Origin of the sequence: Microbacterium gubbeenense DSM 15944 (assembly GCF_000422745.1) — a bacterium.
Lineage (GTDB): Bacteria > Actinomycetota > Actinomycetes > Actinomycetales > Microbacteriaceae > Microbacterium > Microbacterium gubbeenense.
On sequence record NZ_AUGQ01000013.1, the window covers coordinates 1 to 16,115 of the forward strand.

General features: G+C 62.3%; 10 protein-coding genes and 3 rRNA genes. 10 read left to right on the forward strand and 3 right to left on the reverse strand.

Features of this window, described 5'->3' with window-relative positions; all coding sequences use genetic code 11:
- Positions 1–313: 313 nt before the first annotated feature.
- From G510_RS0108835 to rrf, 3 genes are all read left to right on the forward strand, one after another.
- Positions 314–1,839, forward strand: a 16S ribosomal RNA gene (locus G510_RS0108835).
- A 361-nt stretch (positions 1,840–2,200) separates the two neighbouring features.
- Positions 2,201–5,301, forward strand: a 23S ribosomal RNA gene (locus G510_RS0108840).
- A 153-nt stretch (positions 5,302–5,454) separates the two neighbouring features.
- Positions 5,455–5,571 (forward strand): 5S ribosomal RNA (gene rrf / locus G510_RS0108845).
- Together the 16S, 23S and 5S rRNA genes form the textbook arrangement of a ribosomal RNA operon.
- 98 nt (positions 5,572–5,669) lie before the next feature.
- Here the strand turns inward: rrf and G510_RS0108850 are convergent.
- The gene (locus G510_RS0108850; RefSeq protein WP_029153347.1) at positions 5,670–6,818 is read right to left on the reverse strand and encodes an acyl-CoA dehydrogenase family protein; all 1,149 of its coding nucleotides are present in this window, start codon (positions 6,816–6,818) and stop codon (positions 5,670–5,672) included.
- Positions 6,819–7,142: 324 nt separating this feature from the next.
- On the opposite strand from G510_RS0108850, the gene nrdH reads away from it, so the two are divergent.
- The 6 genes from nrdH (at position 7,143) to G510_RS0108880 (ending at position 13,671) form a co-directional block, all read left to right on the forward strand.
- Complete coding sequence (gene nrdH / locus G510_RS0108855; RefSeq protein WP_029153348.1) at positions 7,143–7,376, forward strand: glutaredoxin-like protein NrdH; 234 nt, start codon at positions 7,143–7,145, stop codon at positions 7,374–7,376.
- Between the two features lie 4 nt (positions 7,377–7,380).
- Positions 7,381–7,788, forward strand: coding sequence for a class Ib ribonucleoside-diphosphate reductase assembly flavoprotein NrdI (nrdI, locus tag G510_RS0108860; protein WP_029153349.1), 408 nt, complete (start codon positions 7,381–7,383; stop codon positions 7,786–7,788).
- Positions 7,770–9,929, forward strand: a complete 2,160-nt coding sequence (nrdE, locus tag G510_RS0108865) for a class 1b ribonucleoside-diphosphate reductase subunit alpha (protein ID WP_029153350.1) — start codon at positions 7,770–7,772, stop codon at positions 9,927–9,929. The genes nrdI and nrdE overlap by 19 nt, the downstream gene beginning before the upstream one ends.
- Positions 9,930–9,959: 30 nt before the next feature.
- Positions 9,960–10,934, forward strand: coding sequence for a class 1b ribonucleoside-diphosphate reductase subunit beta (gene nrdF, locus G510_RS0108870; protein ID WP_029153351.1), 975 nt, complete (start codon positions 9,960–9,962; stop codon positions 10,932–10,934).
- Between the two features lie 120 nt (positions 10,935–11,054).
- Positions 11,055–13,289, forward strand: coding sequence for an LLM class flavin-dependent oxidoreductase (locus tag G510_RS16125; protein WP_036322587.1), 2,235 nt, complete (start codon positions 11,055–11,057; stop codon positions 13,287–13,289).
- A gap of 127 nt (positions 13,290–13,416) precedes the next feature.
- Complete coding sequence (locus G510_RS0108880; RefSeq protein WP_051216618.1) at positions 13,417–13,671, forward strand: DUF6458 family protein; 255 nt, start codon at positions 13,417–13,419, stop codon at positions 13,669–13,671.
- Positions 13,672–13,681: 10 nt separating this feature from the next.
- On the opposite strand, the gene G510_RS18260 is transcribed toward G510_RS0108880, so the two are convergent.
- Positions 13,682–13,825, reverse strand: a complete 144-nt coding sequence (locus G510_RS18260; protein ID WP_157560495.1) for a hypothetical protein — start codon at positions 13,823–13,825, stop codon at positions 13,682–13,684.
- Positions 13,826–13,847: 22 nt separating this feature from the next.
- Here G510_RS18260 and G510_RS0108885 point away from each other — a divergent pair, with 22 nt between their 5' ends.
- Complete coding sequence (locus tag G510_RS0108885; RefSeq protein ID WP_029153353.1) at positions 13,848–14,834, forward strand: diaminopimelate dehydrogenase; 987 nt, start codon at positions 13,848–13,850, stop codon at positions 14,832–14,834.
- 25 nt (positions 14,835–14,859) lie between these two features.
- Here G510_RS0108885 and G510_RS0108890 read toward each other — a convergent pair whose 3' ends face one another.
- Complete coding sequence (locus G510_RS0108890; protein WP_245563273.1) at positions 14,860–16,065, reverse strand: MFS transporter; 1,206 nt, start codon at positions 16,063–16,065, stop codon at positions 14,860–14,862.
- Between the last annotated feature and the right edge of the window lie 50 nt (positions 16,066–16,115).

Below are 16,115 nucleotides of genomic sequence, written 5' to 3' on the forward strand. Positions count from 1 at the left end.
TGTCGCTGTGATCGGTTTGCCGGTCTGATGGCCTGGTTGCTTCGGTAGCTTCGGCGTGTCGGATTTGACAGTCGGAATCACGGTGATAAGATAGAGAAGTTGCCCCGGAGGGCTCAGCTTGGTTGCTGAGGGCTGGGAGCGTCTGATCCTTGAGAACTCAACAGCGTGCACTTGTCAAATGCCAATATGTCCTCGGGCTAGGTTTTCCTAGCTTTGAGAGATTCCTTTGGATCATTTGATGTCAGATGACATCACATTGGTCAGCATCAAACTCGCTGCTTACACGTTTTCCCGTGTGGGTATGCATTTTTTCTTTTTGGAGAGTTTGATCCTGGCTCAGGATGAACGCTGGCGGCGTGCTTAACACATGCAAGTCGAACGATGAAGCCCAGCTTGCTGGGTGGATTAGTGGCGAACGGGTGAGTAACACGTGAGCAACCTGCCCCGAACTTCGGGATAACAGTTGGAAACAGCTGCTAATACCGGATACGCACGAGAACCGCATGGTTACTCGTGGGAAAGATTTTTCGGTTCGGGAGGGGCTCGCGTCCTATCAGCTTGTTGGTGAGGTAGTGGCTCACCAAGGCGTCGACGGGTAGCCGGCCTGAGAGGGTGACCGGCCACACTGGGACTGAGACACGGCCCAGACTCCTACGGGAGGCAGCAGTGGGGAATATTGCACAATGGGCGCAAGCCTGATGCAGCAACGCCGCGTGAGGGACGACGGCCTTCGGGTTGTAAACCTCTTTTAGTTGGGAAGAAGCCTTCGGGTGACGGTACCTTCAGAAAAAGCACCGGCTAACTACGTGCCAGCAGCCGCGGTAATACGTAGGGTGCAAGCGTTATCCGGAATTATTGGGCGTAAAGAGCTCGTAGGCGGTTTGTCACGTCTGCTGTGAAAACTGGAGGCTCAACTTCCAGCTTGCAGTGGGTACGGGCAGACTTGAGTGCGGTAGGGGAGATTGGAATTCCTGGTGTAGCGGTGGAATGCGCAGATATCAGGAGGAACACCGATGGCGAAGGCAGATCTCTGGGCCGTAACTGACGCTGAGGAGCGAAAGAGTGGGGAGCAAACAGGCTTAGATACCCTGGTAGTCCACTCCGTAAACGTTGGGAACTAGTTGTGGGGGCCTTTCTACGGTCTCCGTGACGCAGCTAACGCATTAAGTTCCCCGCCTGGGGAGTACGGCCGCAAGGCTAAAACTCAAAGGAATTGACGGGGACCCGCACAAGCGGCGGAGCATGCGGATTAATTCGATGCAACGCGAAGAACCTTACCAAGGCTTGACATATACCGGAAACGGCTGGAAACAGTCGCCCCCTTGTGGTCGGTATACAGGTGGTGCATGGTTGTCGTCAGCTCGTGTCGTGAGATGTTGGGTTAAGTCCCGCAACGAGCGCAACCCTCGTTCTATGTTGCCAGCACGTTATGGTGGGAACTCATGGAATACTGCCGGGGTCAACTCGGAGGAAGGTGGGGATGACGTCAAATCATCATGCCCCTTATGTCTTGGGCTTCACGCATGCTACAATGGCCGGTACAATGGGCTGCGATACCGTGAGGTGGAGCGAATCCCAAAAAGCCGGTCCCAGTTCGGATTGTAGTCTGCAACTCGACTACATGAAGTCGGAGTCGCTAGTAATCGCAGATCAGCAACGCTGCGGTGAATACGTTCCCGGGTCTTGTACACACCGCCCGTCAAGTCATGAAAGTCGGTAACACCTGAAGCCGGTGGCCTAACCCCTTGTGGGAGGGAGCTGTCGAAGGTGGGATCGGTAATTAGGACTAAGTCGTAACAAGGTAGCCGTACCGGAAGGTGCGGCTGGATCACCTCCTTTCTAAGGAGCATCTGACACCCTTTGGGGTGTCCAGAAACCCAGTTAGTGGCCGAATGTGCTGCTCTGGGGCTCATGGGTAGAACTTTTGACAAGGCATCTCGTTGTGGGGATTTTCGCTAGTACGCCGGACCTTTGGTTTGGTGGGAACGTGGGGGTTGTCAGAGCGGGGTGCATGCACGTTGTTGGGTCCTGAAGGCTCAGCCGTCACGCTTTGTGCGTGGTAGCGAGGCTTCTTCCACCCCTTATCTGAGACGCGTTTGCGTGGAGGGTTGGGGTGTGGTCGTACTTTGAGAACTACACAGTGGACGCGAGCATCTTAAAGAAAGCGAACACAAACCTTTGTGGTTTGTGACTCATGTGATTTCAAGTCTTTAAGAGCAGACGGTGGATGCCTTGGCATCTGGAGCCGAAGAAGGACGTAGCAATCTGCGATAAGCCTTGGGGAGCCGATAAGCGGGCTGTGATCCGAGGATTTCCGAATGGGGAAACCCCGCCAGGCGCATTTATGTGTCCTGGTGACTCCCGCCTGAATATATAGGGCGGGTAGAGGGAACGTGGGGAAGTGAAACATCTCAGTACCCACAGGAAGAGAAAACAAAAGTGATTCCGTGAGTAGTGGCGAGCGAAAGCGGATGAGGCTAAACCGTGCGTGTGTTCAAGCCGGCAGGCGTTGCACGTGCGGGGTTGTGGGACCTACTTAGAGATTCTGCCGAGTCTCTGATCGTACAGAAGCGTATAGACGAACCTGTTTGAAAGCAGGACCAAAGAGAGTGCCAGTCTCGTAGTCGACATGCGTGTTCTGCGGTTGTAGGGATCCCAAGTAGCACGGGGCCCGTGAAATCCCGTGTGAATCTGTCAGGACCACCTGATAAGCCTAAATACTTCCAGATGACCGATAGCGGACAAGTACCGTGAGGGAAAGGTGAAAAGTACCCCGGGAGGGGAGTGAAATAGTACCTGAAACCGTCTGCTTACAAACCGTCGGAGCCTCCTTGTTGGGGTGACGGCGTGCCTTTTGAAGAATGAGCCTGCGAGTTAGTGATACGTGGCGAGGTTAACCCGAGTGGGGAAGCCGTAGCGAAAGCGAGTCTGAATAGGGCGATTTTAGTCGCGTGTCCTAGACCCGAAGCGAAGTGATCTATCCATGGCCAGGTTGAAGCACGTGTAAGAGCGTGTGGAGGACCGAACCCACTTAGGTTGAAAACTGAGGGGATGAGCTGTGGATAGGGGTGAAAGGCCAATCAAACTTCGTGATAGCTGGTTCTCTCCGAAATGCATTTAGGTGCAGCGTTGCGTGTTTCTTACTGGAGGTAGAGCTACTGGATGGCCGATGGGCCCCACAGGGTTACTGACGTCAGCCAAACTCCGAATGCCGGTAAGTGAGAGCGCAGCAGTGAGACGGTGGGGGATAAGCTTCATCGTCGAGAGGGAAACAACCCAGACCACCATCTAAGGTCCCTAAGCGCGTGCTAAGTGGGAAAGGATGTGGAGTTGCTTAGACAACCAGGAGGTTGGCTTAGAAGCAGCCACCCTTGAAAGAGTGCGTAATAGCTCACTGGTCAAGTGATTCCGCGCCGACAATGTAGCGGGGCTCAAGCACGCCACCGAAGTTGTGGCATTGACACATGCGATTCCCTTCGGGGCAGTCGTGTTGATGGGTAGGAGAGCGTCGTGTGGCGAGTGAAGCGGCGGAGTGATCCAGCCGTGGACGCCACACGAGTGAGAATGCAGGCATGAGTAGCGAATGACACGTGAGAAACGTGTCCTCCGAATGACCAAGGGTTCCAGGGTTAAGCTAATCTTCCCTGGGTAAGTCGGGACCTAAGGCGAGGCCGACAGGCGTAGTCGATGGATAACGGGTTGATATTCCCGTACCGGCGAAGAACCGTCCAAGCTAATCCAGTGGTGCTAAGTGCCTGAATCCATCCATCGGACCCTTCGGGGTTCACCGGGTGGCCTAGCGCACGACCCCATGCTGGTGCGGTTAACGTATTAACAGGTGTGACGCAGGAAGGTAGCCCAGCTGGCAGATGGTGTCCAGTGCAAGCGTGTAGGCCGACTCTTAGGCAAATCCGGGAGTCATGAAGGCTGAGACGTGATGCGTTTCAAGTGGGTGATCCTATGCTGCCAAGAAAAGCATCGACGTGAGGTTCTAGCCGCCCGTACCCCAAACCAACTCAGGTGGTCAGGTAGAGAATACCAAGGAGATCGAGATAATCGTGGTTAAGGAACTCGGCAAAATGGCCCCGTAACTTCGGGAGAAGGGGCGCCCACCACTTATAGCACCTTGCGTGTGAAGGGGTGTGTGGGCCGCAGAGACCAGTGGGGAACGACTGTTTACTAAAAACACAGGTCCGTGCGAAGTTGCAAGACGATGTATACGGACTGACGCCTGCCCGGTGCTGGAAGGTTAAGAGGAAGGGTTAACACTTCGGTGTGAAGCTCAGAATTTAAGCCCCAGTAAACGGCGGTGGTAACTATAACCATCCTAAGGTAGCGAAATTCCTTGTCGGGTAAGTTCCGACCTGCACGAATGGCGTAACGATTCCCCAACTGTCTCAACCACGAACTCGGCGAAATTGCAGTACGAGTAAAGATGCTCGTTTCGCGCAGCAGGACGGAAAGACCCCGTGACCTTTACTATAGCTTGGTATTGGTGTTCTGTATGGCTTGTGTAGGATAGGTGGGAGACTGTGAAGCGGCCACGCTAGTGGTTGTGGAGTCGTTGTTGAAATACCACTCTGGTCATTTGGGACATCTAACTTCGAACCGTGATCCGGTTCAGGGACAGTGCCTGGTGGGTAGTTTAACTGGGGCGGTTGCCTCCCAAAGAGTAACGGAGGCGCCCAAAGGTTCCCTCAACCTGGTTGGCAATCAGGTGGCGAGTGTAAGTGCACAAGGGAGCTTGACTGTGAGACTGACAGGTCGAGCAGGGACGAAAGTCGGGACTAGTGATCCGGCAGTGGCGTGTGGAAGCGCTGTCGCTCAACGGATAAAAGGTACCTCGGGGATAACAGGCTGATCTTGCCCAAGAGTCCATATCGACGGCATGGTTTGGCACCTCGATGTCGGCTCGTCGCATCCTGGGGCTGGAGTTGGTCCCAAGGGTTGGGCTGTTCGCCCATTAAAGCGGTACGCGAGCTGGGTTTAGAACGTCGTGAGACAGTTCGGTCCCTATCCGCTGCGCGCGTAGGAAGTTTGAGAGGATCTGACCCTAGTACGAGAGGACCGGGTTGGACGAACCTCTGGTGTGCCAGTTGTTCCGCCAGGAGCATGGCTGGTTGGCTACGTTCGGGATGGATAACCGCTGAAAGCATCTAAGCGGGAAGCCGGCCTCAAGATGAGACTTCCGTGGACTTCGGTCCGAGAGGCTCCCAGCAGACTACTGGGTTGATAGGCCAGATGTGGAAGCACAGTAATGTGTGTAGCTGACTGGTACTAATAAGCCGATGACTTGATAACACTTTCTTTCTAAGAGCTGTTCGCGTCCACTTTGTGGTTCCCAGGGTATGACCCTGTGGGATTGATATTTTAACAGTGTTGCTGTTGAAACCTATGTTTCACTGGCCGCATCGTCCCTTGAGTGGGGTGGGTGTGTGTTAGTGGTGTGAGTGTTTCGGTGGTTATAGCGAGAGGGAAACGCCCGGTTACATTCCGAACCCGGAAGCTAAGCTTCTCAGCGCCGATGGTACTGCAAGGGGGACTTTGTGGGAGAGTAGGACGCCGCCGAACTATTTTTGATGATGGAAGGGTCGCCCAGGGTTGGGCGACCCTTCCGTCGTTTCCGGACATCTTTTACGGGTCGCCATGGGCGGCCCGTTTTTTCGTGCCTAATCGAGCCAGGCTGCTGCGGCCGTCTGCCGAGCGGAGTCCGGGGATGAGGGGTGGAAGATCCCGGCGCGCACGTCTCGCGACAAGCGCGATAGTTCGCTCGCATTGCGGAACGACGACCCGCCGGCGGCGACCAGCGCCTCGTCGACGATGCGGGCGGCGACGGTGACCGCGCGATGCTTCATGCCCGACAGCAGCCCGAACCAGCGCGCCCCGTGGTCGACAGCGTCGTCGAGGTCTCGCGTCAGCGCAGCGAGCTCGAGGGCGATTCCGTCGTAGTCGATAGCCATGCCTCCGATGCGTGCACGCACGAGCGGATCCTCTCGGCGCGGCGCGCCCGTCTTGAGCGACGTGCGCGCCGACACCGCGGCCGCAGCGAGCTCGATCGCGCGGCAGGCGATCCCCGCGTAAACGGACGCGAGGAGCAGCTCGAACGCGGCGAAGATCCCGAACTGCAGCACGTCGGGCGCGCTCTCGAGGGAGAGCGTCCGCACCACGCGCTCTGCGGGTGCTGTGGCCGCGTGGAGCTCGGTCGTGCGGCTCTGGGAGCCGCGCATACCGACGGTGTCCCAATCGTCGCGCGTGACGACGCCGTCGCGCCCGTCGAGGAACGCGAAGACGAGGCGCGGGCTGTCGGGATCGGATGAGTCGAGTCCGTGCACGCCGAGCGATGTCCACACGGGCGCGAGGGACGTGAAGATCTTGGTGCCGGTGAACGCGTAGCCGCCGCCTGACGGAACGGCATCGGTCGTGCTGCCGAACAGCACGAGGTCGTTGTCGGGCTCGCTGATACCGAACGCGTACACGCGCCCGTCTGCGCTGCCGCGCTGTACGAACTCGAGCGCGTCGTCGCCGCGCTCACGCAGGATCTTCGCGACCGCGGTCCAGACGAGGTGCATGTTCACGGCGAGCGCGGTCGCGGGCGCGGCGGTTGCGAGGCGCTGCTGCAGCACGCTCGCCTGCTCGAGGCTCAGACCGGCGCCGCCGAGCTCGGCGGGTACGAGGATCGACAGGTAGCCCGCGGCGCGCAGCTCGTCGAGATCCGCGTCAGGAAAGACGTTGTCGCGGTCGACGCCGGCGGCGCGGGAGCGGATTCGCCCGAGCAGATCGTCGGGGAGATGAGCGGACGGATCGAAGGCATCTGTCATGCCGTCAGCCTAGAGCGCGACACGCCGGAGCGAGCTTTCCACACCGTTCGTTTGTCGGGGGTCCGCCGTAGCGTCGTACCTGTGGATAACTCCTTGACGAAGGCTCCGGGAACGCATGTTCGCGCAGGTCGGCGCGGGTTCCCGGAGCAGTCGCGACCTGTGCATGAATCGGTGCACAGATGTGTGGATGACGGTGGAAAGCGGTGGAAAATGACAGACGTGTAACTACTATCCCTAGTGGTCGGCCCTAGGGGCGACACCTATATGTAGTATTGAGTACCTAGCGGCACACCGCCGCAGAGGTTCTGTTTCAGGAGGGAAACCATGGCGATCACCGTGTACAGCAAGCCATCGTGCGTGCAGTGCAACGCGACCTACCGTGCGCTCGATGCAAAGGGCATCGAGTACGAGGTCACCGACGTTTCCGAGGACGCTGCGGCGCTCGAGCAGGTCAAGTCGCTCGGGTACATGCAGGCTCCGGTCGTCGTCGCAGACGAAGAGCACTGGTCGGGCTTTCGCCCCGACAAGATCAACGAGCTCGCAGCGCGACTCGCCTGAGCCCATGTCGGGGCCGTTGCTGGTCTTCTTCTCGAGCGTGTCAGGAAATACGGCACGCTTCGTGGAGAAGCTCGGTATGAGGACGCGGCAGATCCCCCTCCACCGGCGCGATGAGGCGCTGGAGGTGGGGGAGCCGTATGTGCTCGTCTCGCCGACGTACGGCGGAGGCAATGGGCAGGGCGCGGTGCCGAAACAGGTCATCCGCTTTCTGAACGACGAGCAGAATCGCAAATGGATCCGTGGGGTCATCTCCACGGGCAACACGAACTTCGGCGCTGCGTATTGCATCGGCGGAGACATCATCAGCCGCAAGTGCCAGGTTCCGCACTTGGACAAGGTAGAAGTTTTCGGCACGCCGGACGACGTCGTGCGCGTCAGCGATGGATTGGAAAAATGGTGGAAGCAGCAGTGAGCACCGTGCTCGACTTCAAGCACAACCCCGCGTTCGATGGTCTCGACTATCACTCGCTGAACGCGATGTTGAACCTTTATGACACGGATGGCAACATCCAGTTCGAGGCCGACAAGCGTGCCGCGAGGGAGTACTTCCTCCAGCACGTCAACCAGAACACCGTCTTCTTCCACTCGCTGCGCGAGCGCCTCGACTACCTCGTCGAGAAGCAGTATTACGAGGGCGCCGTCATCGACAAGTACGACTTCTCGTTCATCGAGAAGCTCAACGACTTCGCGTACGGCAAGAAGTTCCGCTTCGAGTCGTTCCTCGGCGCGTTCAAGTACTACACGAGCTACACGCTGAAGACGTTCGACGGCAAGCGGTACCTCGAGCGTTTCGAGGACCGCGTCGTGATGACGGGCCTCGCCCTCGCCGACGGCGACGAGGACATGGCGATGAAGCTCGTCGACGAGATCCTCTCCGGGCGCTTCCAGCCCGCGACGCCGACGTTCCTCAACGCGGGCAAGGCGCAGCGCGGTGAGCTCGTCAGCTGCTTCCTGCTGCGCATCGAGGACAACATGGAGTCGATCTCGCGCGCGATCAACTCGTCGCTGCAGCTGTCCAAGCGGGGCGGCGGCGTCGCGCTGCTGCTGTCGAATATTCGCGAGGCGGGTGCGCCGATCAAGCAGATCGAGAACCAGTCGAGCGGCATCCTGCCGGTCATGAAGCTGCTGGAAGACTCGTTCAGCTACGCGAACCAGCTCGGCGCGCGTCAGGGCGCCGGCGCGGTGTACCTCAACGCCCACCACCCCGACATCATGCGCTTCCTCGACACCAAGCGCGAGAACGCCGACGAGAAGATCCGCATCAAGACGCTGTCGCTCGGCGTCGTGGTGCCCGACATCACATTCGAGCTCGCGAAGAACGATGAGGACATGTACTTGTTCTCGCCGTACGACGTCGAGCGCGTGTACGGCGTGCCGTTCGGCGACATCTCGGTCACCGAGAAGTACCGCGAGATGGTCGACGACCCGCGCATCAAGAAGACGAAGATCAACGCGCGCACGTTCTTCCAGACGGTCGCCGAGATCCAGTTCGAGTCCGGCTACCCGTACGTCATGTTCGAAGACACGGTGAACGCGGCGAACCCGATCCAGGGCCGCATCAACATGTCGAACCTCTGCAGCGAGATCCTGCAGGTGAACACGCCGACCACGCTCAACACCGATCTGTCGTACGACCAGGTCGGCAAGGACATCAGCTGCAACCTCGGTTCGCTGAACATCGCCCTCGCGATGGATTCGCCCGACCTCGCGAACACGATCGAGACGTCGATCCGCGCCCTGACCGCCGTGAGCGACCAGAGCCACATCGAGTCGGTGCGCTCCATCGAGGACGGCAACGACAAGTCGCACGCGATCGGCCTCGGTCAGATGAACCTGCACGGCTACCTGTCGCGCGAGCACATCTACTACGGCTCCGAAGAGGGCATCGACTTCACGAACATCTACTTCTACACGGTGCTGTTCCACGCGCTGCGCGCGTCGAACGCCATCTCGCGCGAGCGCGGCGAGACGTTCGACGGGTTCGAGAACTCGACGTACGCCTCGGGTGAGTTCTTCGACAAGTACACCGAGCAGAACTGGGCGCCGGCGACGCCGCGCGTGGCCGAGCTGTTCGAGGCGCACCACATCCCGACGCAGGACGACTGGCGCGAGCTGAAGGCGAGCGTCCAGCAGCACGGTCTGTACAACCAGAACCTGCAGGCGGTGCCGCCGACCGGATCCATCTCGTACATCAACAACTCGACGAGCTCGATCCACCCGATCGCGTCGAAGATCGAGATCCGCAAGGAAGGCAAGCTCGGCCGCGTGTACTACCCGGCTCCGTTCATGACGAACGAGAACCTCGAGTACTACCAGGACGCGTACGAGATCGGCTACGAGAAGGTCATCGACACGTACGCCGCGGCAACGCAGCACGTCGACCAGGGCCTGTCGCTGACGCTGTTCTTTCCCGACACGGCGACCACCCGTGACATCAACCGCGCGCAGATCTACGCATGGCGCAAGGGCATCAAGACGATCTACTACATCCGCCTGCGCCAGATGGCACTCGAGGGCACCGAGATCGAAGGCTGCGTCTCCTGCACGCTCTGACGAGCGCACGGGGAACTGTTAAGGACACACATGACTGAGAAGCTTCAGCTCCTGGACCACGTTCAGGCCATCAACTGGAACCGGATCGACGACGACAAGGACCTGGAGGTGTGGAACCGCCTCACGAGCAACTTCTGGCTGCCGGAGAAGGTTCCGATCTCCAACGACATCCAGTCGTGGAACACGCTCACCGCAGACGAGCAGACGCTCACCATGCGCGTGTTCACCGGTCTGACCCTGCTCGACACTATTCAGGGCACGGTCGGTGCGGTGTCGCTGATCCCCGACGCGCTGACCCAGCACGAGGAAGCGGTGTACACGAACATCGCTTTCATGGAGTCAGTGCACGCGAAGAGCTATTCGTCGATCTTCTCGACGCTGGCCTCGACGCCCGAGATCGACGCGGCGTTCCGCTGGTCCATCGAGAACGAGAGCCTTCAGAAGAAGGCCAAGATCATCATGGACTACTACCGCGGCGACGACCCGCTCAAGCGCAAGGTCGCCTCGACGCTGCTCGAGAGCTTCCTGTTCTACTCGGGGTTCTACCTGCCGATGTACTGGTCGTCGCACGCGAAGCTGACGAACACGGCCGACATGATCCGCCTCATCATTCGTGACGAGGCCGTGCACGGCTACTACATCGGATACAAGTTCCAGAAGGGGCTCGAGAAGGTCGACCAGGCCACGCGCGATGAGCTGAAGGACTACACGTTCAACCTGCTCTTCGAGCTGTACGAGAACGAGGTTCAGTACACGCAGGATCTCTACGACTCGGTCGGCCTGACCGAGGACGTCAAGAAGTTCCTGCACTACAACGCCAACAAGGCGCTCATGAACCTCGGCTACGAGGCCATGTTCCCGTCGACGGTCACGGACGTGAACCCGGCGATCCTGTCGTCGCTCTCGCCGAACGCCGACGAGAACCACGACTTCTTCTCGGGGTCGGGCTCCAGCTACGTCATCGGCAAGGCCGTGGCGACTGAGGACGACGACTGGGACTTCTGAGAGTCACCTCCAACGCTTCGGTCGACGAGCTAGCTGAAGGCCCGGATTCGTGAGATTTCGCGGATCCGGGCCTTCGTCGGTATCGGGAAGCATTCGCGCGCATGCAGTGTTAGGGCGGGTATGGACTATGGACACCCGATCCGCTTCGGCACGTTTCTCGCTCCGGTCGCGGCCGACCCGCAGCGGCCGGTGCGCCTGGCGCAGCTGAGCGAACAGCTCGGCTACGACCTGGCCACATTCCAGGACCATCCGTACCAGCCGGCGTTCCTCGACACCTGGACCCTGATGTCCTACGTCGCGGCTGCCACCTCGACGATCGAGGTGGCGCCCAACGTGCTCAACCTGCCGATGCGCCCGGCGCCCGTGACGGCACAGGCGGCGGCGTCGTTGGATCTGCTGTCGGGCGGCCGGTTCTCGCTCGGGCTGGGCGCGGGCGGATTCTGGGACGCGATGGAGGCAATGGGCGCGAAGCGGCTCACGCCCGGCGAGGCCGTGGACGCGCTCGCCGAGGGCATCGAACTGATCCGCGAGCTGTGGGACACCGACTCCCGCGTGCGGGTGCGAGGCGGCGTGCACTACTCCGTCGACGGCGCCAAGCGCGGGCCCGCACCTGCTCACCGCGTGCCGATCTGGGTGGGGGCGTACAAACCGCGCATGTTGCGTCTGACCGGCCGCCTCGCCGACGGATGGCTGCCCTCGCTCGCATACATGAAGCCCGGTGACCTGCAGGCCGGCAACGCCCGGATCGACGACTCCGCGACGGCGGCCGGACGTCGCCCCGACGAGGTCGTGCGCCTGCTCAACATCTCGGGGCGCGAGTCGGCGGAGGAGCTGACGGCTCTCGCGCTCGAAGATGGAATGTCGACGTTCATCGTCGGCAACGACGACCCGCGGCTGCTCGAGAGCTTCGCCGCAGAGATCATCCCGCAGGTGCGCGGGGTAGTCGCCTCCGCGCGATCTCAGCGCGGGACGTCCGCGCCGGGGCGCCCCACCGCCGCCCTCACCGCACGCAGGCCCGGGATCGCGTACGACGAGATCCCGTCTTCTCTTCGTGAGGGCGCGGTGGAGCCGGGCGACTTCGAATACCGCAGTGTGCGCTCGAACTACCTGCGCGGGGGAGCCCCGGGCCTCGTTCTGCGGCCGCACACGATCGCGGAGGTGTCGGATGCCGTGGGGTTCGCCCGCAACCACGCCGATCTGCCGTTGGGTGTGCGCAGCGGCGGTCACGGGATCAGCGGGCGCTCGACGAACGACGGTGGCATCGTGATCGATCTGCGCGCGCTGGCAGACATCGAGGTGCTCGACGAGGCCTCCCGGCGGGTGCGGATCGGGCCCGGCGCCCGCTGGACGGAGGTCTCTCGCGCGCTGGAACCGCACGGATGGGCACTGAGCTCGGGTGACCACGGCGGGGTCGGCGTGGGCGGCCTCGGCACGGCGGGCGGCGTCGGATTCCTCGGCCGCGAGCACGGGCTCACGATCGACCGGCTGGTGGCGGCCGATGTCGTCCTCGCCGACGGATCCGTCGTGCGCGCGTCGGCCACGGAGAACGCCGAGCTGTTCTGGGCGCTGCGCGGGGCCGGCGGCAACGTCGGCATTGCGGTGTCGCTCGAGTTCGAGGCGGTGCCGGTCCGCGATATCGGCTGGGTGCAGCTGGCGTTCGACGCATCGGATACGGCCGGCTTCGTTCGCGGGTTCGCCGACGCCATGCGCGCGGCGCCGCGCGACGTGACGCTGTTCGTGATCCTCGCCCCGTCCCGGTCGGGGCAGCCGCCGATCGCCCAGGTGTACGGCGTCGTCGACAGCGACGATCCCGACGTCATTCTCGAGCGGCTGCAGCCGTTCGCCGCTCTGGCGCCGCTCGTCGGCCAGTCGGTTCAGCTCGCCTCGTATGCCGACGTCATGGCCAACGCCTCGGACGCCGCTCACTCGGGTCAGGGCGAGCCGGCGTTCCGATCCGGGCTCATCGGGCCGATCGACGACGCCGCGGCCGAGGCGATCGCCGCGCTCGTGCGGTCCAGATCATCGCTTTGGTTCCAGCTGCGCGCCGTCGGCGGCGCCATCGCTGATGTGCCGTCGGGCGACACTGCGTATGCTTTCCGCGACGCGGAGCTGTCGGTGACCGCGATCGGCAGGGGTAGTACGTTCGATCGCCTGTGGGATCAGTTGGCCGCGCACTTCGACGGGCTCTACCTGAGTTTCGAATCCCGCACCGACCCCGCGCTGCTGGTTCAGGCGTTCCCGCCCGCGACGCTCGCGCGCCTGCGCGAGGTCAAGCGCCAGTATGATCCGGAGGGGCTGTTCCGCGACAACTTCGCGGTCGGCACGGCGACGGCCGCCGAGGACGAGGCGGCCTGACCCGCGCATCGGACCGGTCCGGTTCGGCTCGGCAATCATTGGCCCGCCCAGCGAGATCTCGACAATCACCACCGCCCCCGTTAGTGTGACCGGAAGGCGGCCATCCGGCCGCGAGGGGAGCGGAATCATGCTGGTATTCGGAATCATTCTGATGGTGATCGGCGCGATCGTCGCTTGGGCTGTGCCGGGCATCTGGCAGGTCGAGGGCTTCGACTGGGCCCTCATCGGATACATCGTGCTCGCCGCGGGAGTGCTGCTGACGATCTTCGGGATCGTTCAGCTTGCCAAGCGCGGCCGCACGTCCAAGACGATGCACACGGAGGTCGATCCGGCCACCGGCACGCGCACCGAGCACGTCGAGCGCCGCGACGACCTGACCTGAGCCTGACGAGCTACAGCGTCCACCCCGTATAGGCCTCGGCGTAGTCGTCGAACGGGCGCGTCGTTCTCGCTGAGCAGCTCGCGGAGCTCTCATCGAGGCCGAGCTGTGCACGGCGCAGTGAGCCCTCCCGTACCGATACCGTTGTTGCAGGCATCCTGGCAGCAGAAAGTGTGGGTATGAGCGAACAGATTCGGATCGGCATCGCCGGCTACGGCAACCTGGGCCGCGGCGTGGAAACCGCGATCGGCAAGAACGCGGACATGACGCTGGTGGGTGTGTTCACCCGCCGCGATCCGGCCCACGTCACGCCGCTCTACGCATCGACACAGGTGTTCGGCATGGACGATCTGTCGACCCAGCGCGACGAGATCGACGTCCTGATCCTCTGCGGCGGATCGAAGGACGATCTGCCGGTGCAGGGCCCCGAGCTGGCCGCGCACTTCACCACGGTCGACAGCTTCGACACGCACGCACGCATACCCGAGTACTTCGAGGCGATGGATGCCCCGGCAAAGGCCAATGGCACGACTGCGATGATCTCGGTCGGATGGGACCCGGGGCTCTTCTCGATCAACCGGCTCTACGGCGAGGCGCTCATCCCCGAGGGTGACACCTACACGTTCTGGGGGCGCGGGCTCAGCCAGGGGCACTCCGACGCTGTCCGCCGCGTCGACGGCGTGGCCGCGGGCGTGCAGTACACGATCCCCGCCGAGCCCGGGATCGAGGCGGTGCGCGGCGGCACGCGTCCGACGCTGAGTACCCGGGAGAAGCACACGCGAGAGTGCTTCGTCGTGCTCGAGGAGGGCGCGGATGCGGCCGCCGTCGAGCAGGCCATCGTGACGATGCCGCACTACTTCGCCGATTACGACACGACCGTGCACGTGATCTCGGCGGACGAGCTCGCTCGCGATCACCAGGCGATGCCGCACGGCGGTTTCGTGATCCGCAGCGGCAACACCAGCGACGAGGCGGCGCAAGTCATCGAGTACCGACTCGCGCTCGACAGCAATCCCGAGTTCACGGCCAGCGTTCTCGTGACCTACGCGCGAGCCGCGTTCCGGTTGAATGCGCTCGGACAGTACGGGGCCGTCACCGTGCTGGACGTTCCGCCCGCGATGCTGTCGCCCAAGAGTGGGGCGGATCTGCGCGCCGAACTGCTCTGAGCGGCCGCCCGCGGATCCGCGCCGCTCACCCCTTCGACTCGAGCACGTACCTGTCGCGCCCGGCGAACGCGCCGAACAGCGCCTGCAGGCTCATGCTCACGATCAGGACGATGAGCGAAACGGTCCAGTTGTTCGTCAGCGCGTGCAGCGCGCCGAACAGCGCCGGGCCCACCGCGGCGATCGCGTAGCCGACCGACTGCGACATGCCCGACAGCGCCGACGAGGTCGCGTGGTCGCGCGCGCGGTCGGCCATCAGCGTCAGCGAGACGCCGAGCGACAGGCCGGAGAACACGCCGAGCGGCACGACCCAGAAGCCGATCGCCGCCGGCCAGATCATGAGGCCCGCGATGCCGATCAGCCCGAGCGCGGGGAGTGCGGCGGGCGTGATCCGCGCCGCTCGCCCGCGCATGACGAACGCGAGGCTGAGCGAGCCGACGAGCGAGAAGATCTGATAGACCATCACGTCGATGCCCGCGAGCACGTCGCCGCGCCCGGTGTCGAGCGACATCGTCGCGATCCACGTGACCAGCACGTAGAACGTCGTCGACTGCACGCCCATGTAGCCGGCGACCTGCCACGCGACGGGGTCGCGCCAGATCCCGAGCCGCGTCGCGGGCGCGCTCGGCGCCGCACGCATGGCGCGCATCTCGTGACGGCTCACCGTCCACCACATGACGAGGGCGAACGGGGCGACGACGGCTCCCGTGATGAGCAGTGACGTGCGCCACCCGGATCCGACGTCGCCGCCGGACAGCTCGGAGATCGGAACGGCCAGGCCGGACGCCACGGCGCCCGCCCCACCGAGGATCGCTGAGTAGACGCCCATCATGAGCGGCACGCGCAGCGGGAAATCGCGCTTGATGACGGCAGGCAGCAGAACGTTTCCGATCGCGAGCGCGACGCCGATCAGAGCGGTGCCGATCCATAGCCACGCATCGGATCCCGGCAGCGATCTGACGATCGCGCCGACCAGGAGCAGACCCATCGCCGCGAGCACCGCGCCGCCGAGCCCGAGCTTGCGCCCGAGCCCGTGCGTGAACGGCGAGACGATCGCCCACGTGATCAGCACGATGGTCGACAGCGACCCGAGCACGGCGAGGGGGGTTCCGGTGTCGCCGGCGATGCGGTCGATGAGCGGACCGACCGCGGTGATCGCAGGTCGCATGAGCGTTGCGACCAGGCACAGGGCCACGATCGCGACAGCCGCCTGTTTGCGTCCACGCTGCGTCATCTCTTCGGTCCTCTCACACACAGTTCAGGTCGCAGAGCAGCCGCTGATAC